The organism is Hymenobacter latericoloratus (genome assembly GCF_014199535.1).
Taxonomy (GTDB): domain Bacteria; phylum Bacteroidota; class Bacteroidia; order Cytophagales; family Hymenobacteraceae; genus Hymenobacter; species Hymenobacter latericoloratus.
The window spans coordinates 670,723-693,379 of the sequence record NZ_JACHNV010000002.1 but is presented as its reverse complement, the minus strand read 5'-3'; the positions used below and the strand labels follow the sequence as shown (position 1 = coordinate 693,379).

13 protein-coding genes are annotated in these 22,657 nt (G+C 61.3%); 1 reads left to right on the top strand and 12 read right to left on the bottom strand.

The window, feature by feature from the left end:
• Window positions 1-142: 142 nt before the first annotated feature.
• From uxaC to GGU46_RS08580, 9 genes are all read right to left on the bottom strand, one after another.
• On the bottom strand, window positions 143-1,579 hold the full coding sequence (gene uxaC, locus GGU46_RS08625) for a glucuronate isomerase (RefSeq protein WP_183403126.1): 1,437 nt from the start codon (window positions 1,577-1,579) through the stop codon (window positions 143-145).
• Between the two features lie 312 nt (window positions 1,580-1,891).
• Window positions 1,892-3,544, bottom strand: a complete 1,653-nt coding sequence (locus GGU46_RS08620; protein ID WP_183403125.1) for a UxaA family hydrolase — start codon at window positions 3,542-3,544, stop codon at window positions 1,892-1,894.
• 58 nt (window positions 3,545-3,602) lie between these two features.
• Window positions 3,603-5,135 carry a tagaturonate reductase gene (locus GGU46_RS08615; protein WP_183403124.1) on the bottom strand — a complete coding sequence of 511 codons (1,533 nt, stop codon included), beginning with the start codon at window positions 5,133-5,135 and terminating at the stop codon, window positions 3,603-3,605.
• A gap of 12 nt (window positions 5,136-5,147) precedes the next feature.
• Window positions 5,148-7,307: a pectate lyase gene (gene pelA, locus GGU46_RS22090; protein ID WP_246398837.1), complete on the bottom strand. Its 2,160-nt coding sequence runs from the start codon at window positions 7,305-7,307 to the stop codon at window positions 5,148-5,150.
• A 23-nt stretch (window positions 7,308-7,330) separates the two neighbouring features.
• Window positions 7,331-7,639: a cupin domain-containing protein gene (locus tag GGU46_RS08600; RefSeq protein ID WP_183403123.1), complete on the bottom strand. Its 309-nt coding sequence runs from the start codon at window positions 7,637-7,639 to the stop codon at window positions 7,331-7,333.
• A gap of 270 nt (window positions 7,640-7,909) precedes the next feature.
• On the bottom strand, window positions 7,910-9,760 hold the full coding sequence (locus GGU46_RS08595; protein WP_183403122.1) for a RagB/SusD family nutrient uptake outer membrane protein: 1,851 nt from the start codon (window positions 9,758-9,760) through the stop codon (window positions 7,910-7,912).
• 30 nt (window positions 9,761-9,790) lie between these two features.
• A complete protein-coding gene (locus tag GGU46_RS08590; protein ID WP_183403121.1) occupies window positions 9,791-13,042 on the bottom strand; it encodes a SusC/RagA family TonB-linked outer membrane protein in 3,252 nt (1,083 codons plus the stop codon).
• Between the two features lie 48 nt (window positions 13,043-13,090).
• Complete coding sequence (gene kduI / locus GGU46_RS08585; RefSeq protein ID WP_183403120.1) at window positions 13,091-13,921, bottom strand: 5-dehydro-4-deoxy-D-glucuronate isomerase; 831 nt, start codon at window positions 13,919-13,921, stop codon at window positions 13,091-13,093.
• Between the two features lie 132 nt (window positions 13,922-14,053).
• Complete coding sequence (locus tag GGU46_RS08580; RefSeq protein WP_183403119.1) at window positions 14,054-14,824, bottom strand: SDR family oxidoreductase; 771 nt, start codon at window positions 14,822-14,824, stop codon at window positions 14,054-14,056.
• Window positions 14,825-15,135: 311 nt separating this feature from the next.
• Here GGU46_RS08580 and GGU46_RS08575 point away from each other — a divergent pair, with 311 nt between their 5' ends.
• Complete coding sequence (locus tag GGU46_RS08575; RefSeq protein WP_183403118.1) at window positions 15,136-16,170, top strand: LacI family DNA-binding transcriptional regulator; 1,035 nt, start codon at window positions 15,136-15,138, stop codon at window positions 16,168-16,170.
• Window positions 16,171-16,402: 232 nt separating this feature from the next.
• On the opposite strand, the gene GGU46_RS08570 is transcribed toward GGU46_RS08575, so the two are convergent.
• The 3 genes from GGU46_RS08570 to GGU46_RS08560 all read right to left on the bottom strand — a co-directional run bounded on the left by GGU46_RS08570 (window position 16,403) and on the right by GGU46_RS08560 (window position 22,650).
• Window positions 16,403-18,022, bottom strand: a complete 1,620-nt coding sequence (locus GGU46_RS08570) for a glycoside hydrolase family 43 protein (protein WP_183403117.1) — start codon at window positions 18,020-18,022, stop codon at window positions 16,403-16,405.
• 176 nt (window positions 18,023-18,198) lie between these two features.
• Entirely contained in the window at window positions 18,199-20,133 is a 1,935-nt protein-coding gene (locus GGU46_RS08565) for a DUF4350 domain-containing protein (protein WP_246417618.1), read from the bottom strand.
• Between the two features lie 180 nt (window positions 20,134-20,313).
• Complete coding sequence (locus tag GGU46_RS08560) at window positions 20,314-22,650, bottom strand: glycosyl hydrolase family 28 protein (protein WP_183403116.1); 2,337 nt, start codon at window positions 22,648-22,650, stop codon at window positions 20,314-20,316.
• Between the last annotated feature and the right edge of the window lie 7 nt (window positions 22,651-22,657).

Here is a 22,657-nt window from a genome sequence, read left to right as displayed (position 1 = left end):
TGAGGAGGGGTTGGGGGTGGTTGATGGGGTAGGAACGATGCTAGAGCTAACTTCTAAAAGGGATGTTCAACTACAAGTCAACCACCCCCAACCCCTCCTCATCTGAGGAGGGAAGCTAGTTTTCTAGCTCTAGCTTATAGCGTTAGACTACTGCCGTTTCAATCGGCTGGGCTACTGAGGCAAAGCCGAAATACTCCTTGGCATTGCCGTAGCAGATGTTCTGAACAATGCCGCCTAGCAGGTCCATATCCGCCGGTAGCTCGCCGTTTTCTACATCGTTGCCGAAGAGGTTGCAGAGCACACGACGGAAGTACTCGTGGCGTGGGTAGGAAAGGAAGGAGCGTGAATCGGTGAGCATACCCACGAAGCGGCTCAGCAGGCCCATGTTGCTCAGGGCATTGATTTGCTTTTCCATGCCGTCCTTTTGGTCCAGGAACCACCAGCCCGAGCCGAACTGCACTTTACCGGCCACCGAGCCATCGTTGAAGTTGCCAATCATGGTAGCAATCAGCTCGTTGTCGGCGGGGTTCAGGTTGTAGATGATGGTTTTGGCCAGCTTGTCCTGAGAGTCGAGGCGGTTAAGGAAGCTGGAAAGGGCACGGCCCTGCGAGAAGTCGCCGATGGAGTCCCAGCCGGTGTCAGGACCTAGCTCACGCAGCATGCGGGAGTTGTTGTTGCGCAAGGCACCCAGGTGGAACTGCTGGGTCCAGCCTTTCTCCCAGTCCATTTCGGCCAGCAGCACCAGCATGGCCGACTTGAATTTCAGGATTTCCTGCTCCCCTAGCGTCTCCCCTCCCCGCACCTTAGCGAAGATGGCGCTGATTTCGGCGTCGGTGTAGTCAGCGGCGTAGATCTGCTCCAGGCCGTGGTCCGACAAGCGGCAGCCCAGGGCGGCGAAGTAATCGTGGCGCAGACGCAAGGCCGTTTCCAGGTCACGGTAGGTCTTAATGTCCACGGCCGCCGATTGGCCCAGCTTGTCGAGGTAGGCATTGTAGGCGGCCGCGTCTTCCGGGGCCATGGCCTTGTCGGGGCGGAAAGTAGGTAGCACCTGCACCTCGAAGCCGCTTTCCCGAATGGCGCGGTGGTGCTCCAGGGAGTCGGCCGGGTCGTCGGTGGTGCAGAGGGTTTCCACGTTCATGCGGCGCAGCAGGTTGCGCACCGAATACTCGGGCGTCTGCAGCTTCTTGTTGCACTGGTCGAAGATGCGGCGGGCGCTGTCTTTATTCAGCAGCTCCGTAATGCCGAAGTAGCGCTGCAGCTCCAGGTGGGTCCAGTGGTAGAGCGGGTTGCGCACGGTCTGAGGCACCGTTTCGGCCCATTTCTCAAACTTCTCCCAGTCGGAAGCGTCGCCGGTGATGTAGCGCTCCGGGATGCCGTTGGCCCGCATGGCGCGCCACTTATAATGGTCGCCGTAAAGCCACACCTGGGTAATGGTATCGAACTGCTTGTCCTCCGAAATCTGGTCGGGCAGCAGGTGGTTGTGGTAGTCGATGATGGGCATCTGCTTGGCATACTCGTGGTAGAGCGTGCTGGCCGTGGCCGTTTGCAGCAGAAAATCGTCGTTGAGAAATGGCTTCATAGTCAACTCGAATGAAGTGGGCGGTACCCGCAGAAAAGTGGGTGGCGGGATAGGTAAAGGTATTCGGACTGGCACCAGAACAGGCCGTTTTCGGCGGCACCAGGCAAGTTTTTCTACGCAAACGTTGCCGGTCGGCAAGGAGTAGGCTAGATGGCTTTACTGCTAAAAAGCTTGGTTTTTTGAACGTCATGCTGAGCTTGTCGAAGCATCTCTACCTCTGACTAATCAATGCAACTGCAACGAAGCGGTAGAGATGCTTCGACAAGCTCAGCATGACGTTCTGGGTTATGAGGTTCCATCCTACGGTCTAGCTTACAGCGAAACGCCGCGCTTCCAGGGAATGAAATCAGTTTGGCCGTGGCGCACAGCAGATACCTCTTCCCCACTGGCCACGCGAATCACGTAGTCGAGGATACGCTCGCCGGCTTGCTCAATGGTTTCTTCGCCATCAATGACGGTGCCGGTGTTCAGGTCTATGATGTCGGGCATGCGCCGGGCCAGGGCCGTGTTGCTGGAAATCTTTACCACCGGGGCAATGGGGTTGCCGGTGGGCGTGCCCAGGCCGGTAGTAAACAGCACCACGGTAGCACCCGAGCCTACTTCCGCCGTCGTCGATTCCACATCGTTGCCGGGGGTACAGAGCAGGTTCAGGCCGGGTTTCGTCACCAGCTCGGGGTAGTCGAGTACGGCCACTACTGGCGAGGAACCGCCCTTGCGGGCCGCGCCGGCCGATTTCATGGCGTCAGTAATCAGCCCGTCGCGGATGTTGCCGGGTGAGGGGTTCATGTCGAAGCCGGAGCCCACGGCCACAGCCGAGTCGCCGTAAGCTTTCATCAGGGAGCTAAAGCGCTCAGCGGTGGCGGTGTCCACGGAGCGGTCCACCAGTTCCTGCTCTACCCCGCACAGCTCCGGGAACTCCGCCAGAATCACCGAGCCGCCCAAGGCCACCAGCAGATCGGAAACGTGACCCACGGCCGGGTTAGCCGAGATGCCCGAGAAACCATCGGAGCCGCCGCATTCCAGCCCAATGCACAGCTTGCTGAGCGGGGCCGGCTGGCGCGTTACCTGGTTAGCCATCATCAGGCCGGCAAACGTCTGGCGCAGGGCCGTGCTTACCAGTGCTTCCTCGGTCCCAATCTTCTGCTGCTCCAAGATATAAAGCGGCTTCTGGAAATTAGGGCTGCGCTTGTTGATTTCGTCCTGGAGCATGCTTACCTGGGCGTTCTGGCAACCCAGGCTCAGCACGGTAGCGCCGGCTACGTTGGGGTGGGTGATGTAGCCGGCGAGCAGTCCGCACAAAGTCTGGGCGTCCTGGCGGATACCACCGCAGCCGCCCTCATGGCTCAGAAACCGGATGCCATCCACGTTGGGGAACAGCTTGGGCTTCTGGTGGCCATTTTCCGCCGAGTGCAGATCTGTCGCCAAAATTTCCTCTACCGACTTACCAGCTTGCAGCAGCGAAATCAGCTCCTGGGTCTGGGGTTGGTAGCTTTTGCGGCGGGCGTAGCCGAGGTCATTCACCAGGGCTTCTTCCAGCACTTGAATGTTGCGATTCTCGCAGAACACCAGCGGAATCACCAACCAGTAGTTGGCCGTGCCTACTTGGCCATCGGGGCGGTGAAAACCCATGAAGGTGCGCTCCTGCCACTTGGTTACGTCCGGAGCCTGCCAGTCCTGGCGGCGCTGGTGATGCTCGTCGTAGCTATCGGTGGCGTGCTTGATGTTGCTGGTGGTCAGCAGGCCGCCTACCCCAATGGCTTCGCGGGCCGTGCCCACCAGCACCCCGTACATGTGCACTGGGTCGCCGGGGGCCAGGAACTGCAGGGCCAGCTTGTGCTTGGCCGGTACCTTATCGGTAGTCGTGACGGTGGTGCCGTCCCAGGTGACAGGCGTGCCCATGGGCAGGTCCGTGAGGGCAACGAGCACGTTATCGTCGGGGTGAATTTTGGCTACCAAATGTTTCATTGGAGTGTGTTCTAAAGTGGTATTGCTGGCCGTACAACTGCCGGAAAAGCAGATGAGTTTACACGGCCACGTTTTGCTCCACGCTGCGGTTCAGGGCATGAGCCACGGTGGCGCGGGCGCCGTGTTCGAGCAGCTTCTCGAGGTAGCGCGTGACGCACTCCGGGAAGCCGGGCAGAGCCGAGAGGTCGTGGCCCCAGAGGGCCTGGTTGTGCAGCACGGTCCGGACGAGCTCGGCCGGCTCCAGGCGGGCCCAGAGGTCCAGGAAGTAGCCGGCTTTTTCGTCCTGAATTTCATAGGGCTGGCCTTCCAGCTCACCGTAGCACTTGCCTCCCTCCTGCCGGGTTGCCCGCATGAAGAGCAGGTAGGCGGCAAAGCCCAGGGCCATGTAATGCGGCACGGCGCGCAGCTTCTGGTAGTAGTGCAGCAGGGTGGGCACGTTGCGCATCTGCATTTTGGCCGTGTAGTTCATCGAAATCGACAGCCATTTGTGCTCAATGGAGGGGTTGCGGAACCGGTCGAGCACCTGCATGCCGAAGCGCTGGCCCAGCTTCTCATCCACTTGATAAGGAATGCCGGGCAGCAGATCGGCCAGCATCAGGTTGTGGATGAAGCCGGCTACATTGGCATCGTCCATGGCCTCGCGCACGGTAGGGAAGCCGGCCAGGAAGGCCAGGCCGCAACTCAGGGTGTGGGTGCCGTTGAGCAGGCGCAGCTTCAGCTCCCGGAACAGGTTGATGTCGGGCTGCACGATAACGCCCGCGTCGGCCCGCTCGAAGCTCAGGACTTCCTTTACCCGCGCGTCGCCCTCAATGGCCCAGAGCGTGTACACCTCCGACATGGTCAGCAGCTCGTCCTCGTAGCCCAGCTCGGCTTCCAGCGCTGCTTGCGTGGCGGCATCCGGCCGGCCGGGCACAATACGGTCCACCAGGGAGTTGCACACTTGGTTGGCGGTTTCCAGCCAATCGATGAACTCGGCGTCGAGGTTGTTGCGGTGGGCCTGCTCCAGCAGAATGGCTTCGAGCTTGGTGCCGTTGTCGGGAATCAGCTCGGTGGGCACAATCACGAGGCCCTTGTCTTTGGCCCCGTTGAAGGCCTGGTAGCGGGCCAGCAGGAAGGCCAGCAGCTTGCCGGGAAACGACTGGGGCGGGCTCTGGCTGATGTCGTCGGACACGAGCTGAATCCCTACCTCGGTGGTGTTGGAAATAACCACCGTCAGCTCCGGGTTGGCGGCGCAGGCCACAATGTCGGCCCACTGGCTTTTGGCCGACAGCACCCGGCTGATGGCCGAGCACACCACGTTTTCCGACACCTCGCGGCCGTCTTCAATACCCCGAATGCCGAGGGTGTAGAGACCATCCTGACGGGTGAAGGCGTCGATGTCGCCGCCGTCGGTGCTCTTCACCACCACAATGCGGCCGTTGAAGATGCCCTGGCGGTTGGCTTTATCGATGAGGTAGTCGGGCAGACCGCGCAGCAGCACGCCGGTACCAAATTGGAGGACTTTCTCGGGGAGTTCCAGCAGGGCGGACGGGGGCAGCGCCCCAGCAGCCGCGGGTGCCTGCGAAACCAGTTGTTTGGATAGTTGCGGCATGATAAAACCGTTTTATTGTTTGCTCCCCGGGGTGGACGGGGTGGTGCTGTTCCATTTTTGCTGCCAGCGGGGGTAGTCGCGGCTAAGCAGCTTGGCGGGCCACACGCCGGCGTAGGCGTAGCCGGTGCGGCGCTCGTATTCGATGTCCGACAGCTTCGGCCGGGGCTGGGAGTCGCGGCCCACGTAAATGGGCTGGTTGGTCTGGAGGTCGTAGAAACGGGCCCAGATGGTGGAGCCGGCTTCGGGCAGAATCACCCGGTCAAAACCTTTCGGCTGTTTGGGGTCGGGCTGGTCTTTGATGGTGTAGCCCGTGATTTTCACCGCATCCAGCCAGGCCACGGCCGCCGCCACGCTTTTCCTGATGGCGGGGGTAGGGTTTTCGGTGTCCATCAGAAACTGCACGATGTACACGGTTTCCATTCCGCTCAGGGAGGGCAGCTCGAAGGCGCGGGCTTTTACCGGCTGAAAGGTTTTCTCGTCGTGCTGGGCACACCAGGCCGTAAGCTTGCCGCGCTGCACGTACTGGGTTTTGAGGATGCAGGCAATGCCGCGGGCTACGGCCTGGGTGGCGGGGACTACCAGGCTGGCATCTACTACTTCCAGGCCGTTGGTGCGGCGGCTCACGTCGCGGAGCACTTGCAGGGCCCGCACCATGGCGTTGTCGTTGTAGGTGATGTAGTGGCGGTAGCTGCTGGAATCGGGGTAGTACTGCGGGAAGCCGCCGGTGCGCTGCTGCATCCGAAGCAGGTAGCAGATACCTTTCTCGGCGGCCGCTTTGTAAGTCGCGTTGCCGGTGGCTTTGTAGGCGCCGGCGAGGTAGCGAATCTCGCGGGTGGTAGCCTCGTTGTCGATGGTGGCGTCGTTGCGGCCGGCGTCGTCGCGGGTGGCAGCTTCCTCGGCCACCGTCAGCGGGTGGTCGTATTTCACCTTGATGTTGTTCACCATCTTGGGCCAGCCGCCCACCGTGCGCTGATACAGCAGCATGCGCTCCGCTACCGAATCGACCTTGGGGGCTAGCGCGGGGGTAGGGTTGGCGGTGGAGGCTATGGCCGTGGCTTCGGGCTTCGGCGCAGTTGAGTACTTGTCGGGTCCGCCGAGGTTGGAGGGCTTCAGCGGTACCGTGGCTGGCTTGCCTGACTTCGGGTACCAGCGCCCCCCGAAGGTCCAGTCGGCGTTAATCTTGCGCGGTTTTGGGGCGTTTTTGGCCGAGCTCAGGTTGTTGCTGAACCAAGCGTAGTCGCCGCCTTTGCGGTGGTTGTTGTGGTAGTACACGCGGCGGCCCCATTGCTTGGCCCCGGGCCCCGACTGAGCCCAGTAGATGTCCGCATCGGCCATGTTCTCGCTGAACGTGCAGTTCACCAAGTAGAACTGGGCCTCGCGGTGGAAGCGGCCCAGCTTGAAGCCAGCATCCCCCTCGAAGGAGCAGTTTCGGAGCACCGTTTTCGAGTCCTCGTCGCTGGAGCCGTCGTGCCAGATGGCCGCGTTCGGGTTGTGGCAGATAAATCGGCAGTTTTCGGCGTAGGCCCAGCCCCGGGGGCAGTAGAAATCTACCCCACCTTCCAGGGTGCAATCCTTGAAGTAGTACAAACCCGCATCCACATCCCAGGGGCTGACGGTGTCGCCGCCCAGGGCGCGAAAGGTGCAGTGCTTCACTACCAGGCGGGTGGTGCCGGGCATGGTGCGCAGGGCCATTTGGTGGCCGGTTTTGCTGATGGTTTTCTTGCCGCTGGGCTCCGTGGGGCAGTCGATTACTACCTCCCCCGTGGCGTCAAACCCGTAGCTATTGATGACGGTGAGGTTTTCCAGAGTGATGTCGGGCGAGTTGCGCAGGTTTAGCGTCGCCACGCCCCAGTCGTCCTGGCCCGCTGCCGGGTCGCAGCGCCAGGCGTCGCGGGCCTGAGCCGAGGTCAGGACGACGCCCTTCTCGCTCTGGCCCTTGAGGATGATGTTCTGCTTGCCATCGAGGAAGACCTTCTCGCGGTAGGTGCCATTCTTGATGTACACCGTGCGCGGCTTGGCGGCCTCGTTGGGCAGGCTGTTAATGGCGGCCTGGATGGTCCGGAACTGCCCCGAACCATCCGCCGACACCGTTACCTGCTGGGCTTGGGCCGATAAGATTCCCATTTCCCCAACCCCCACCAGCAGGAACAGGTAACTCAGTAGTCGTTTCATAAGCAAAGCGTCAGCCGCCGCGTTTACACAAAATCTTCCCGCATGGGGCTGAATGAATCGAGCAGCACACTCGCTTCCAGGCACTCCACGCCGTGCCACACGTGGGGGGCGGCGTAGAATGTGTCGCCGGCCCGCAGCACTTGCTCCTGCTCCCCCACCGTACACCGAAACACCCCGCTTTCCACGTAGGTAATCTGGGAGTGCACGTGGTGGTGCCGCGCCCCGATGCCGCCGGTTTCAAAGGCCACTTTCACCAGCATCAGCTCGGGCCCGTAAGCCAGAATCCGGCGCTGCACGCCTTCGCCCACGGTAAGCCAGGTAGGGTTATTCATTTGGGTGATGAGGTGATGAGGTGATGGGGTGAGGAGGTGAATCGTGACAGGTGACAGGTAAAGGGTGGAAAGGGAGGGGTGAATCGTTTGTCATGCAGAGGCGCAGCCGAACCGAAGGTCGCCGTAGGCAAGCATCTCGCGGGCTGAGGTTGCTGCGGTAATCAGACGTCAGCACGCCAGATTCCTTTCTGTTACCTGTCACCATTCACCTCGTCACCTGTCACCTGTTACCTGTCACGATTCACCTTCTCACCCCCTTCACCTCTTCACTTAATACCCCGAGTTCTGAACCAGGGCGGGGTCAGAGGCCAGGGTGCTCTGCGGAATGGGGAGCAGCTCTTTGCCTTGGCCGGGCACGTACTCGGCGGCCAGGCCCGCGCCGGTGCTGGAGGCCGTGGTGGTGCCCAGGGTGTAGGAAGTACCCGCCGGGCGCAGGTTGGCGAGGTAGGCCGCGTCAAGGGCCTGGCGCCAGTTTACGCGCACGGTGCCGCTGGGAGCGGTAGTGTTGCTGGGCGAAGGCCGGTAGAACGAGCGGGTCCACTGCACGGGGCCGGCGGCGGGCGTGCGGAAGTACATATACTGCGGCACGTTCTGGTAGGGCGCCTGGGCTCGGGCCAGCTTCTCGATGTCGGCCTTTACCTCGTTCAGGCGGGTAGCAAACAGGTTCCAGCGGATCAGGTCGTACTTGCGGATGCCTTCGCCCCCAAACTCGAGGTAGCGCTCATTCACCAGCGCGGTAAAGAAGCTTTCCTTGGAGTTCAGGCTCAGGCCAACCGCGGCCTTGGCGGCGTTGCCGAAGGCGCGGGTACGCACCTGTAGCAGGGCCTCGCGGGCAGCCTGGGTGGGACCGTTCAGCTCGTTTTCGGCCTCGGCAAACATCAGCACTACATCCGAGAAGCGAATCAGGGGCCAGTTGTAGCCCAGGTAGTTGCTGGAGCCCGTCACGAGCGGAATGTGCCAGTCGCGGCGGAACTTGCCGTCGGCTACCACGTTCAGGGCCACGCCCGAGAAGAAGGTGCTGGTGCTGGCCATGCCGTAGGGGGCAATGGTGACGGGCAGGCGGGTGTCAGTAGAGTCGAAGGCGTAGAAGTAGGTGGGCGCAATGACCATGGCGCCTTGCGTAGAGCCGTAGGCGCTGGATGCGTTCTGCAGACGGGGGCCATTGTAGTAACCCAGCTTGCTGTCGGATACGGCGTTGGAGCCGCCGGCCCCTACCTGGAACAGAATTTCGTTGGCGGCTTCGGCACGCTGCTCGTTAATGCTCTTAAATACTTCCTGGAAGCTGGGGTTCAGCCGGTGCTCGGTAGGCTTGGCCATCAGCTCGGCGCACTCCTGGCGGGCAATGCGGTAATATTCCAGGTAGTCGGAGGGGCGTACCATTTGGGTACCTTTCAGGGAGTAGCCGCCCCGGTACAGGGCCAGGCGGGCGCGCAGGGCCTTCACGGCGCCTTTGGTAATCCGCTCGTTGGCCGTGCCGGCGGCCGAGCGCCAGGGCACCAGCTTCTGGGCCTGGGCCAGGTCGGCAATCAGGCGGGTCAGGGTTGCGTTGCGGTCGGCGTTGGGCAGGTTAAAGTCCTGGCCCGATACCGAGGGCGTAAACTGGGCCGGCACGTCGCCCCAGTTCCGGATCAGCTCAAAGTAATACTGCGCCCGCAGGGTCAGGGCCTCGCCGTGCAGGCGGTGCAGGGCGGCCGTGTCGGCGGCCGAGCCGCTGGTGTAGAGCGCCATCTGCGGAATCTGCTGAATGCAGATGTTGGCGCGCTCCACGCCCTGGTAGAGCTGGTTCCAGGGGTTGGTAATTTCAGTGTTGGTAGAAAGCGCCTTGTAGCGGGCAATGCTGCGGCGCTGCCCGTCGGGGGCGCCCGGCGAGCCAATCATCTCGTCGGTATCCACGGAGTAGTACAGGCTGATGCGCTGGCCGTAGCCGTTGTCGCCGGAAAGCGGGTCGTAGGCCCCGATAACGGCGGTGGTGGCGCCGGCCACGGTGCTGAACACGTAGGCCGTGGTGTTGAGGGCCACCGGCTCTACATCCAGGAAATCTTTGCAGGAAGATACCAGCCCGGCAGTCCCGGTAAGCGCCAGGGCGGCGGCTACGGCCCGGAAGGGGAATGTGGATTTCATATGCTGAAGTGGGAAAGCAGTGGGTGGGAATTACAGGGCCAGGTTCACGCCGAACAGGAAGGCGCGGCTGCGGGGGTAGGCGGCGTAGTCAACGCCGGGCGTGAGCGGCGACGAGCGGCGGGTGTTCACCTCGGGGTCGTAGCCGGTGTATTTGGTGAAGGTGTACAGGTTGTTCAGGGTCACGTAGAAGCGAGCCTGAGTCAGCTTCACGGGTGCAATCAGGGCCTTAGGCAGCGAGTAACCGATGGTTACGTTGTTCACGCGCAGGAACGAGCCGTTTTCCACGGCCCACGAGTGCAGGAAGTAGCGCTGGGTAGGCGTCCAGATCGAGGCGTTCTGGTTTACCTGGCGCAGGGTGTTCAGGTCCGTAATCCGGCTGCCATCGGCATTGATGGTGCGGTAGCGGTCCTCCATAATGCCCAGCACGTTGCTATACACGGTGTTGGGCGTGTTCGAGGTAAACTCAATCTTGTTGGCGTTGTACACATCGTTGCCCAGCACGAAGTTGAGGAAGATGCTGGCATCGAAGTTCTTGTACGTAAACTGCTGGTTCAGGCCGCCCGTTACTTTGGGGTTGGCATTGCCGATTACCTGCTGGTCCTGGTCGTTTACTACCCCGTCGTTGTTGAGGTCCTTCAGCCGGATTACGCCGGGCTGAGCCACCTGCCCTACCGCGGTACCCGAGGGCAGCAGGCCCGCCTTCGGAATCCAGAGGTTGGTAGCCGGATCAAAGCCCTCGAAATCGTCGGCGGTATAGAAGCCGTCGGTGACGTAGCCGTACATCTCGCCCACCGGCCGCCCTACCCGCGCCTTGAAGTCGGCGGCGGAGGCAAAGTTGGAGCCGGCCCAGCCCGAGTTGATGGGGGTAATTTCCTGCAGGTCGCCGCCCAGGCTTTCAATGCGGCCGCGGTTCATGGAGGCGTTGGCCGTGGCCGTCCAGGTGAAGTTGGGCTTGTTGAAGATGGTGCCCGTCAGCTGCAGCTCAATACCCCTGTTCGAGGTTTTACCCACGTTCTGCAGCTGGCTGGTGTAGCCCAGGAAGGGCGGAATGGGCACGTTGATGAGCAGATCGGAGGTAGTGTTGTAGTACACGTCGCCGGTGAACTGCACCCGGTTGTCCCACAACGCTAAGTCAACGCCCAGGTCGCGGGAGGTAGTTACTTCCCACTTCAGGTTGGGGTTGGGCAGGGTGGTAGCCGTGGCGCCCAGCACCTGCGCGTGGTTGAGGAAATAAGGAGCACTACCCGCCGAAAACAGCTGGTCGTAGAGGAAGTCGCCGATGCGGTTGTTGCCGGCCTGCCCGTAGCTCAGGCGCAGCTTCAGGTCCGAGACGCCCGAGACATCGGTAAAGAAGTTTTCCTTGGAAATACGCCACGCCGCCGAAGCGCCGGGGAAGAAGCCCCAGCGGTTGCCTTCCTTGAATTTCGAGGACCCGTCGGCCCGGAAGGTGCCCGTAAACAGGTACTTGTCGTCGTAGGAGTAGGTGAGGCGGCCGAAGCCCGAGAGCAGCCGGAAGTTCTGCGGAATATCGGTGCGGGGCAGCACAGGCTGGGCCGTTACGCCGGAAGGCAGCACCCCCTGGTTGATGTTGGCCCAGGCCCGCTCGGCGGTAATATCCAGGGGCAGGTAGTTGGTTTGGATGTACTGCAGCTTGTTGCGCTGCTGGTACACCTCTTCGCCCACCAGCAGGCCCACCACGTGCTTGCCCTTGGTGAAGCTATAATCCAGCACGTTCGAGTTGTTGATGGTGGACTGGTTGGTGGTGGTGATGGTGGCGAAGGGCAGCTCGTTGTAGCCCCCGGCCGGCTGGCGCAGGGTAGGCGAGTTGCGCCCGTTGAAGGTGCTCAGGTCGGCGTTGGTAATATCGAAGCCGGCCGTGGTCCGGAACACCAGGCCCTTGGCCAGGGTTAGGTCGGCGTTGGCCCCGATGTTGAAGGTGCGGCGCTTATCGTTGCGGAACTCGCTGTCGATGGCCACAATGGGGTTTACCAGCGACGAAGTGGTAAAGAAGTCGGGGTCGAAGGCGTTGGGGTCGAGCAGGACGCCCGTGCTGCGCGGCACCGAGAGCGGCAGGTACTGCACCGCATTGCGCAGGCGGGAGGTGGTATTCGAGCCGGTGGTGGAAGTACCGGCCCCGTTCACCTCCTGGTCGTTGAAGCGCATGTTCAGGCCAATGCGCAGCTTGTCGGTAGGCTTGGTGTCGAAGCGGAAGTTTACCAGGTTGCGCACAAAGCCCGAGCCGCGCTGAATGCCGTCCTCGTCGTTGCGGGTCAGGCTCAGGGCGTAGGTAGTGCCCTTCACCCCTCCCGAAACCGAGAGGTTGTGGGTTTGCTGGAAGGCGTCGCGCCCGAAGGCTTCGTCCTGCCAGTCCAGGAAGGGCGAGTTGCGGGCCCGCGCCAGGGTGTCGCTCAGGTAATTGGAGGAGCCAAACAGGCGGCGGTAGGTTTCCAGGCTGCCGCTGCCGGTAGCGCCTACCTGCTGGGAGCGTTCAAACTGATAGTCGAGGTAGTCTTTGGGGTTCAGCACGTCCAGCTTCTTGGCAATGCGCCGGAAGCCGGCAAAGCCGTTGTAGCTGATGACCGTTTTGCCCTCAATGCCCTTCTTGGTGGTAATAATTACTACCCCGTTGGCGCCGCGGGCCCCGTAGATGGCCGTGGCCGAGGCATCCTTCAGCACGTCAACGGAGGCAATATCCTGGGGAGCAATAACGGCCAGGGCATTTTCAATCTGAATGCCATCCACCACGTAAAGCGGGGAGTTGTCCTGGGTGATGGAGCCCCCGCCCCGTACCCGCACCCGCACATCGAGGTTGCCGGGCGTGCCTTCCGAAGACGTGAGCTGCACACCCGCCAGGCGGCCGGTCAGGGCCTCGGCGGCCGAGTTGACCGGGATGTCCTTGATCTGCTGGGCGCTCACCGACGATACGGAGCCGGTTACGTCGCGGCGCTGCACGGCCTGGTAGCCGATTACTACTACGTCGTCGAGGGTTTTGCTGTCTTCCTTCAGCGTAACGCTCAGGTCGGTGCGCGTGCCCACGGCCACCTCGTAGGGCAGAAAACCGATGTAGCTGAAGCGCAGGGTAGCATTGGCCGGCACGGTCAGCACAAAGCGGCCATCGGCGTCGGTGGTAGCGCCGGCCGTAGTACCTTTCACCACTACCGTTACACCAGGTAGGGCCTCGCCCTTATCCGACTTAACGACGCCCTGCACGCGCTGTTGCTGCGCCCAGGACGGTGCTGCTACCGCCAATAGCGGAGCCAGCAACAGTAGATTTCTTTTCATGACGTAGAGTGTGTGGGAATTAAGTGGGAATTGGAGCGCCGCAGGTGGCTAGCGCATGTCGGTTAGCGGGGCGGGGTCCATGTCGGTGTATTCCTGGTTTTCGCCGCCCATACCCCAGATGAAGGTGTAGCCGGCCGTACCGCAGCCTGAGTGAATAGACCACGGCGGGGAAAGAATGGCCTGCCCCTCTCCTACCCACAGGTGGCGGGTTTCCTGGGGCTGGCCCATGAGGTGGAGCACGCGCTGGCCCTCAGGCAAATCAAAGTAGAGGTAGGCTTCCATGCGCCGGTCGTGGGTGTGGGCCGGCATGGTATTCCAGACGCTGCCGCTGTGCAGCTGGGTCAGGCCCATCACGAGCTGGCAGCTCCGGATGCCCTCGGAGTAGATGTACTTATAGATAGTGCGCTGATTGGCCGTTTCCAGCGCGCCCAGGGTTACCGGTGTGGCTTCGGCCTGGGTCATGCGGGTAGTGGGGTACACGGCATGCGCGGGGGTAGAGAGCAGGTAGAACTTGGCGGGCTCGGCAGCATCCTGGCTGGCGAAGGTTACCTCGCGGGCCTCTTTGCCCACGTAGAGGCAGTCCTGGCGGCCCAGCTCGTAAGCGGTGCCATCCACGGTTACGGTGCCGGCGGCCCCGGTATTCAGGATGCCCAGCTCCCGGCGCTGCAGGAAGTAGTCGGCCTTCAGGTTCTCGGGGGAGGGTAGCGCAATGGCCTGCTGGGCAGGCATCACCCCGCCCACAATCATGCGGTCATAGTGGGTATATACCAGCTCGATTTCGCCGGCCACGAACAGGCTTTCAATCAGGAAGTTTTCGCGCAGCTCGGCGGAGGTCATGCCCGCCGTTTCGCGGGGCCCGATGGCATATCGTTGGGTCATGGAGTAGCTGGGTATTTGAGTAACTGAGCCAGCAGGGCAGCTCAGTAGGTGGACACAGAAAGGGGGTAGAGCGAAAACAGGGTTCTGGCGGAAGCGAGCAGGCCATTCAGCTACTCAGCTTACTCAGGTATTCTATCGTCCCATCCAGCCGCCATCGACGGTGAGGATGGTGCCATGGATGTAATCAGAAGCGGCCGAAGCCAGAAAAACGGTGGGGGCTTTGAAGTCCTGGGGGGTGCCCCAGCGGCCGGCCGGGATGCGGGCCAGAATGCTCTGGGAGCGGTCGGGGTCCTGGCGCAGGGCGTGGGTATTGTCGGTGGCGATGTAGCCGGGGGCAATGGCATTCACGTTCACGCCGCGGCCAGCCCACTCGTTAGCCAGGGCTTTCACCAGAGAGCCGATGGCGCCCTTGCTGGCCGCGTAGCCCGGCACGTTGATGCCGCCCTGAAACGTGAGCAGGGAAGCCGTGAAGATGATTTTGCCCGCGCCCTGCTCCAGCATGCGCCCACCCAGGGCGCGGGCCAGCCGGAACGGGGCATCCAGGTTAATAGCCAACACGTTGTCCCAGAGCTCATCGGCGTGCTCGGCGGCGGGGGCGCGCTGAATGGTGCCGGCGTTGTTGACCAGAATATCCAGGCGGGGGAAATCCTGCTGCACCCGGCTGATAAAGGCATCTACCTGCTCGCGCTGGCTGAAATCGGCCTGGTAGGCGTGAAACTGCCGGCCCAGGGCCTGCACTTGCCGCTCGGTTTCGGAGCCGCGCGGGGGTAGGGAGGCCGATACCCCGATGATGTCGGCGCCGGCCTCGGCCAGTCCGAGTGCCATAGCCTGCCCGATTCCCTTGTTACAGCCCGTCACGAGGGCTATTTTACCAGATAAATCGAACCAGGAAGCAGCAGACATGAGCAAGCAGGTTTATAAACTTTTCGGAGAAATCCGGTGTACTTTTGAAGCAGCCGACTGTCCATCAGCATGATTAAGGTTAAATGATGCTTTTCCGAAACGGAAGAGGATGATCTTAATAATTTGCGCAAACGATGTCGGGAACGTTGCCATTCGACTAATTGCGCGGTTTCGGCGGCAGCAATGGCTCTATATCCGGCGGGTATTTCTACTTTTCAGGCCCGGAACCCGTTGGTTGCTACCGGCTTGTTTCTTGGACTTTAGTAAGTACCCACTCTCCTACCCGTCCCACCTTCCTGTTGCCTCTGCCTGTGGAAACGTACACGATTAAAGACATTGCCCGCGAGCTGGGTATCTCTACTTCTACCGTATCGAGGGCACTGCGCGGGAGCTACGAAATCAACCCCGAAACCAAGCGCCTGGTGATGGAATGCGCTGAGCGCCTGAACTATCGCCCCAACCCAATTGCCCTGAGCCTGAAGGGTAGCGCCAGCCGGGCCATTGGGGTTATTCTGCCCCAGATTGCCAACTACTTCTTCTCGCAGGCCATCAACGGCATCGAGGCCATTGCCTACAACCGGGGCTACCACGTTATCATCTTCCAAAGCCAGGAATCCTACGAGCGGGAGGTAGCTAACGTGCAGCAATCCATGTCGAGGAAGGTAGATGGGCTGCTGATGTCCTTGTCCAGTGAAACCTCCGACGTGGCCCACCTGCAGGAAGTGCTGGATAAAAACGTGCCCCTGGTGCTGTTTGACCGGGTTTCGGCCGATCTGAACGTAACCAAGGTAGTAGCCGACAATTTCGGCGGGGCCTTTGCCGCCACCGAGCACCTGATTCAGTCGGGCCGCCGGCGCATTGCTCATCTCACCATTCAGCCCTGGCTCAGCATCACGCAAGAGCGCCTGGCCGGCTACCGGGCCGCTTTGGAGAAGCACGGGCTGGAATTCGATGAAAGTCTGATTCGCTACGGCACCTTCGGGCCCGACGAGGTAGGCCCCATGGTGGACGAGCTGATGCGCCACTCCGCCCCGCCCGATGCGTTTTTTACCGCCTCCGACCGCCTGGCCGTGGGCTGCCTGCAGGCCCTGCGCCAGCGCAACCTGCACATCCCGGAGGATGTGTCGCTCATCGGTTTTACCAACCTCAACGTGGCTGATTTTCTGGCCCCGCCCCTGAGCACGGTGGTGCAGCCCGCCACCGAAATCGGGCAGGTGGCCGCCGAGCGCCTCATCGACCAGATTGAGCGCAAGCACCGCGCCCTCCCCATTGAAACCGTCAAAATCCCGACGGAGCTCATCGTGCGCAGCTCCACGATGACAAGTAGTGAAGTGGTGAAATTGTGAATGTCATGGCGAGGAGGCACGACGAAGCCATCCTTCCTGACTAACGCCCTACCCCCTGAAATGTGACAAGCCCTTGACGACCGTGCTGGCGCCAAGGGCTTGTCGGTTTATCAGGCTTAGCACAGGAGAAAGGAAGGATGGCTTCGGTGCCCTCGCCATGACAGCTGGAAAGGGTTTGTCACATTTCAAGGGGTAGGCCGAATGGCATCATGCCGCCTCGCTAGGACACGCTTTACTCCACCCGAAACCAATCAATGTCAGCGCTGCCGGAGTCGTTGAACTTGCCGGGGCGGGTAGCGAACAGGCCGACTTTGGCCCCAATCCACTTGCCTTCGCGGGCCTGAAACTCGGGACCGAGGGGCTGAAAGGTCTGGCCGTCGAGGCTGTAGCTGAACTGGCACTTGGCGCCGGCTTTTACGGCTACGCGCAGGTAGAGGGGCTGCTTGGCCTGGGCGGCGGGCACTTCCACGGCGGGCGTGGTGGTTTCTGCGGTGCTTTTGTCGGCGTTCAGGCAGGTGCTTTGGCTGAGCTGCAGTTTGCCGCCTTGGTTGGTTAGCGAGAGGTAGGCGTAATCCAAGCCCATCATTACCAAGCCCACTTTTTCACCATCCAGGCGGGAATCGAAGCGCAGCTTGGTGGTAACGGTGAACACCTCGGCGGGCAGCTTTTGTAATAGTAAATTGGGCTGCTGCCAGAGGTTTTTGTAGCCCTCGGCCAATGGCATGGCGTAGAGGCGCAGGTACCCCTGCGGCCCGTTGAGGTAGGCCCAGTAGTCCTGGGGGTTGGCGTGCCACTGCCACTGCAGGCCCAGCTGGTTGCTGCTGAACTCGTCGGAAGTTAGTGGGGTAGCCGGGGGCTGAGCCTTGGCTTTAACTCGCGGTTTACGGTAGGTCAGTACGGGCTGGCCTTTGCCGTCACCGTCGGGGTCCTCCCCGATAACAGGCCAGTCGTTTTTCCACTGCATAGGCTGCAGGTGCACCACCCGGCCGTAGGGCCCCTGGTCCTGGAAGTGCAGAAACCAGTCTTCGCCCGCGTTAGTATCAACCCAGGCGCCCTGGTGCGGCCCATTGATGGGCGTTTTGCCCTGGTCCATCACAATGCGCTCTTCGTAAGGGCCGTACACGTTTTTGGAACGTAGCACCAGTTGCCAGCCGGTGGGTACGCCCCCAGCCGGCGCGAAGATATAATAGTAGCCACGGCGCTTGTAAAACTTCGGCCCTTCCAGCGTCGGGTGACCTTGGTGCCCGTCGAATACCAACGCATCGGGCCCGGTCAGGCTCAGGCCGTCGGGTGCCATCGGCGACACCGCCAGGATGGTTTTGATGCCAGCCCGGGAGCCCGCAAAGCCGTGCACGAGGTAGGCCCGGCCATCCTCGTCCCAGAGCGGGCAGGGGTCAATCCAGCCCTTCGCTTCCTTGATGCACACGGGCGTGCTCCAGGGCCCGGCCGGGTTCTTCGCCTTGGTCACGAAGATGCCCAGGTCGGGGTCGGGGTAGTAGATGTAGAACTCCTTGCGGTGGTAGCGGATGGCCGGGGCCCATACGCCGTTGCCGTGCTGGGGCTCACTGTAGCGCGCCTTGGGCAGTTGCTCCGTAAACGCTGCCCCGATGATGGTCCAGTTCACTAGGTCGCGGGAGTGCAGGATTTGCAGGCCCGGCGCGGCATTAAAACTCGATGAGGTGAGGTAGTAGTCCTCCCCCACCCGCACCACGTCGGGGTCAGAGTAGTCGGCGTAAAGAACCGGGTTCTTATACGTCCCGTTGCCCAGGTCCGGCACCCATACTTTTGATAAAGTAGATTGAGCCCAGGAGCCCAGCGGCAAGAGCAGCAATAGGGAAAGAAGTCGGCGCATAGGCAGCAAGGACAGGGTAGCGAAGAAGCAAGAAGAACTATCATTCCGACGCAGGAGGAATCTGGGTTATTCATCCAATGGCTTGACTCAGATTCCTCCTGCGTCGGAATGACACGAAGCAATGCGCCCCGACCACCGCCCCACTCACCAGAGCCAGTTGCCGGGGCGCTACCTGTTTAGCGGCCAGCCTGTTGCAGCAGCCAGGCCGCCAGGTCCTTCGCTGCCTGGAAGTTCTGGTACTCGGCCGGAATCTTGCGGCCATCCACGTACTCGTTGTATAGCCACGGGTCGCCCACGGCGAAAACAGTGCCCTTGCCCACCTTGGCCGTAGCGATGATGACGTGGCCATCTTGGGTAATAACCGGCTGGGCCGGGGCTTTCACGTCCAGCGGGGCCAGTTCCTTGATGTAGGCCGTGCGGGCATTCTTGAACACGGCGTTGCCAGCCGGCAGCGCCACTTTGCCTTGCTCAAACTGACTGCCCTTCACCATATTCAGGTTCAGGGACTTGAATTGAATACCGAAGGCCTGAGCCAGGGTATTGAAGCGCGGAATCTCGCAGTTGCTGGTATCGTTGGCCATAAGCACCAGCGTGCCGCCGTCCTTCACCCACTTGGTCAGGGCCTGCACATCGGCGGGCTGCACGAAGTTAGGCTTGGGCGTTTCCTTTTTGGTGTCAGGGTCCACGATGATGTACACATTGACGCCTTTGAGGGAGGTAGCAGTGGGCGCGGTGCTGATGGTAGCGGTTTTGGCGCCCAGGTCGCGGAACTGCTGGCCCCAGAAGTAGAAGCCCCCGTGGGTGCGGTCCTGCCAGGTATAGTGCCAGGGTTCCTCCTGCCCGCTGAGGGAGTTCTTGCGCAGCTCGTGGTTGAAGTAATTGTCTACGGCCACGGTTTTGCCGCTGCCCAGCTTGCTGTCGGCGGCCACTTCCATTTCCACGCTAGCCAGGATAAACGGCCCTACCCCCTTCAAATCGTTCTTACGCAGGGGTTCCGAGAGGTAGTACTCGAAGCTGCCGTCGCGGTAGGGGTTGCCGCCGAGGCCGCCTACGCTCACTGTGCCATTGAAGGCCAGGGCGTCGCCGGTTTCAGTAGCTACGAACTGTTTCAGCAGACCGTCGTAGCCTTTGCGGGCCACGTCGGCGTACTTCTTATCGAGGTAGCCCATGCGCACGCCCTTCTGCAGGAAATACACAAACATGCTGCTTCCGGAGGCCTCCTGGTAGTTGCCTTTGCGCGAAGCCTGATCGACTACCAAGGCCCAAGTACCTGTTTTCGAATCCTGGTACTTGGCCAGTACCGGAGCCAGTCGCTGCACATCTTTGATGAGCTGCTGGCGCTGGGGGTGGTTCTCGGGGAAGTAATCCAGCACATCTACCAGCGCCATGGCGTACCAACCCATACCCCGGTCCCAGAAGTTCGGCGACTGGCCAGTAGTTTTGTTAGCCCACTTTTGCTCCCGGCTTTCATCATAGCCGTGGTAGAGCAGGCCGGTTTTGGGGTCCACGAGGTTCTTTTCAATCAGAGCAAACTGCTTGGCTACATCATCAAAGCCGGCGGGCTGGTTGAATACCTTGCTGTATTCAGCGTAGAAGGGTTCGGCCATGTAGAGGCCATCCAGCCACATTTGGTTGGGGTACACCTTCTTGTGCCAGAAGCCGCCGGCCTTGGTGCGCGGCTGTCCTTCTAGCTGCTTGCGAAGCAGCTGGGCCGCCCTCTGGTACTTCTCGGCCTGGGGCACCGACATCTGCCCCACCGTGAGCAGGATGTGCCCGGTGGTCAGGTTATCGAGGTTATAGTCTTCCAGCTTGTAGGTCCGGATGGTGCCATCGGGGCGCACGAACTGGTCGAGGTCTTTCTGGATGTAGGTGAAGTAGCGCCCGTCGCCGGTGCGCTGCCACACCCGTTCCAGGGCTTTCAGCATCAGCCCCTGCTCGTAGTCCCAACGGGCCGTTTTGCGGTTACCAATCAGGATGGAGTCCGGGTGCCAGCTGATAAAGGCGTCCGCCATGCGCTGCGACATGGGCCGCGAGCTAGCAGGCGTGGTCTGGGCTTGAGTTGACAGAGAAGCGAGTAGCAGGCCGGAAAGGAGGAAGCGGCGAGAGAGCATGGGTAGGGATGTGCTGATGGTGCGCCTCACCCCCGGCCCCCTCTCCGGTGGAGACGGGGAGCCGAACAATTCGGATGCCGGGAGCAGGCGTACGTGTTGTCGTTTTCTTGTCAGGCTCCCCCTCTCCACCGGAGAGGGGGCCGGGGGGTGAGGCGCCCGCCAGAACGAGCGGGCAAACCGCTACATTTTCGACACGGTCACCGTCTTCTTGGCTACCTTCTCGCCGGTTTCCAAGCCTTTTTTGGCGGCTTTGGTGTCGGTGTTGCGTAGGCTCACGGCTTTGCTGCGGCTACCGGTAACGCGCAGCAGCAGGTCGGCGCCGGGGGCGTAGCGGATGTTATCGAGGCTGATGTTGCGGCTGTTCTGTACTTCCATTACCGGGTTGGTTTGCTTGGAAAGTAAGGTCACGTTCTTGAGACGGATGCCGTCGGCTTCCTGGCACACGAGGCCCTTGTTGCTTTCCAGTACCGTGTTTTCAATGTCCACGTCCTGGATGGCCATTTCCGGCAGTCCTCGCACCAGAATACCAGTGTTAGCGCCCTTGCACGTCACGTTTTTGATGCGGAAGCTCTTGAACTGGGGGGTGCCCTCGTTCAGGGGCTCGGCCTTGATTTCGGGAATACCGAAGGCCTCGCCGTTTACCTGCACCGGGTCCTTGGCGGCGTAGTACATATCGAACAGGATGGCCTCGCCGGCAATGTCGGTCATGTCCACACCGTCCACGAAGATGTTTTCTACTACCCCCCCGCGGCCCCGGGTAGTTTTGAAGCGTAGGCCCACATCGGTGCCCATGAAGGTGCAGTTGCTCACGTAAATGTTGCGGGCCCCGCCCGACATTTCCGAGCCGATTACGAAGCCGCCGTGGGCGTGGTACACTTTCGTGTCGCGGATGATGAAGTTCTCGGTGGGCACGCCGCGCTTGCGGCCTTCCTCGTCGCGGCCCGACTTGATGCAGATGCCGTCGTCGCCCACGTCAAACGTGCAGCCTTCCACCAAGCCGTTGCGGCAGGATTCCAGGTCGAGGGCGTCGGTATTCTGGCCGTACCAGGGGTTTTTGGCTGTTACGTTGCGCAGGGTGATGTTGTCGCAAAGCAGGGGGTGAATCGTCCAGGCCGGGGAGTTTTGAATGGTGAAGTCTTCCAGCAGAATTTGCTTGCAGCGCTGCAGGCTGAGCATGTTGGGCCGCAGGAAATCCTTAAACTCCTGGTATTTGCTGTAGTCGGGCTGTTGGCCGGCCGGAATGGTCCAGGGCTTGTTGAGCGTGGAGCCTTTCAGGGAGCTGGCCGAGGGATACCAGGTAGTACCCTTCTCATCTACTACCCCTCCCGACTTCACCAACCGTTGCCACTGACCAGCGTTCAGCTTTTCCTTTTTCACCATGCGCCACGCGTCGCCGGCCCCATCGAAGGTGCCCTGGCCGGTAATGGCAATGTTTTCCAGGTCGTAGCCCGAAATGGGCGACTGGTTGCGCACGGCGTCCTCGCCTTCCCAATTGGTTTTGATGAGCTGGTAGTCAGAGAGCTTGTTGCTGAACTGCACCAGGGCGCCTTTGGCTACGTGTAGGTTTACATTGCTTTTCAGCTGAATGGGGCCCGTCAGCCACAGGCCGCGCGGTACCAGCACTACCCCACCCTGCTTGCTGCAGTCGTCAATGGCTTTGCGGAAGGCTTCGGTGTTCAGGGTCTGCCCGTCGGCCACGGCCCCGTACTTGGTAATGTTAAAGGTGTCTTTGCGGAAATAGGGCTGCAGTACCACGGGCAGGTCATACTGATATTTGCCCGCGAAGGCCAGCGGCTGCAGGTGCGAGGCAATGCCCAGGTTCATCTTCTTCACGTCCTGGGCTACCAGTTGGGCCACGCGCTCCGCCCCGTAGGCCGAGAAGTGCGTGTTGTCGAGCTTGGTGTTGTTGGCACCGTTCTGGTAGCTCCAGAACAGGGGCTTGGTGCCCGCGTCGCCGAGCTGGGAGTACATCGCCCAGCTGGTTTCGTGCAGGTCAATCAGGGGCACCTTCTGAGTTTTGGCAACTTCCTTTACTACCCCGGGGTAGTCGCCGTGGTCGTCCTTGCGCTTGCCTTGCTCATCGAAGTAGCGGCGGCCAACGGGCGTGAGCAGCACCGGGTTAGCGCCCTTGGCGCGGGCCTCCTGCACGTAGCGGGTCAGGTTTTGGCGGTAGGCGGTTTTGGGCGCGGCGTAGCGGGCCGTGTCTTCCTGCTTGCTGTCGTTGTGGCCGAACTGAATAAACACCCAGTCGCCGGGCTTCACTTGCTCCAGCACTTTCGCCCAGCGGCCTTCGTGGCGGAAGTTGCGGGTGCTGCGGCCGTTCATGGCGTGGTTCTGAATGGTCACGCCTTCATCGAAATACTGCTTGAAGTACATGCCCCAGCCGCGCTCGGCTTTGTCCAGGGGCTTGTCGGACATGGTGGAGTCGCCGACCAGGAAAATGGTGGTTTTCTGGTCGGCGGCCGGCCGGAAAGCCAGCAGCACAATGGCCAGCAACAGAACGGTGAGCTGTTTCATACGGAGC

What these genes read in the sequence shown, in the direction of transcription:
- GGU46_RS08620 (WP_183403125.1), bottom strand. Translation starts at nt 3,544, where the DNA reads ATGAAACATTTGGTAGCCAAAATTCACCCCGACGATAACGTGCTCGTT.
- GGU46_RS08615 (WP_183403124.1), bottom strand. Translation starts at nt 5,135, where the DNA reads ATGCCGCAACTATCCAAACAACTGGTTTCGCAGGCACCCGCGGCTGCT.
- GGU46_RS08570 (WP_183403117.1), bottom strand. Translation starts at nt 18,022, where the DNA reads ATGCGCCGACTTCTTTCCCTATTGCTGCTCTTGCCGCTGGGCTCCTGG.
- GGU46_RS08595 (WP_183403122.1), bottom strand. Translation starts at nt 9,760, where the DNA reads ATGAAATCCACATTCCCCTTCCGGGCCGTAGCCGCCGCCCTGGCGCTT.
- uxaC (WP_183403126.1), bottom strand. Translation starts at nt 1,579, where the DNA reads ATGAAGCCATTTCTCAACGACGATTTTCTGCTGCAAACGGCCACGGCC.
- kduI (WP_183403120.1), bottom strand. Translation starts at nt 13,921, where the DNA reads ATGACCCAACGATATGCCATCGGGCCCCGCGAAACGGCGGGCATGACC.
- GGU46_RS08580 (WP_183403119.1), bottom strand. Translation starts at nt 14,824, where the DNA reads ATGTCTGCTGCTTCCTGGTTCGATTTATCTGGTAAAATAGCCCTCGTG.
- GGU46_RS08600 (WP_183403123.1), bottom strand. Translation starts at nt 7,639, where the DNA reads ATGAATAACCCTACCTGGCTTACCGTGGGCGAAGGCGTGCAGCGCCGG.
- GGU46_RS08590 (WP_183403121.1), bottom strand. Translation starts at nt 13,042, where the DNA reads ATGAAAAGAAATCTACTGTTGCTGGCTCCGCTATTGGCGGTAGCAGCA.
- GGU46_RS08560 (WP_183403116.1), bottom strand. Translation starts at nt 22,650, where the DNA reads ATGAAACAGCTCACCGTTCTGTTGCTGGCCATTGTGCTGCTGGCTTTC.
- pelA (WP_246398837.1), bottom strand. Translation starts at nt 7,307, where the DNA reads ATGAAACGACTACTGAGTTACCTGTTCCTGCTGGTGGGGGTTGGGGAA.
- GGU46_RS08565 (WP_246417618.1), bottom strand. Translation starts at nt 20,133, where the DNA reads ATGCTCTCTCGCCGCTTCCTCCTTTCCGGCCTGCTACTCGCTTCTCTG.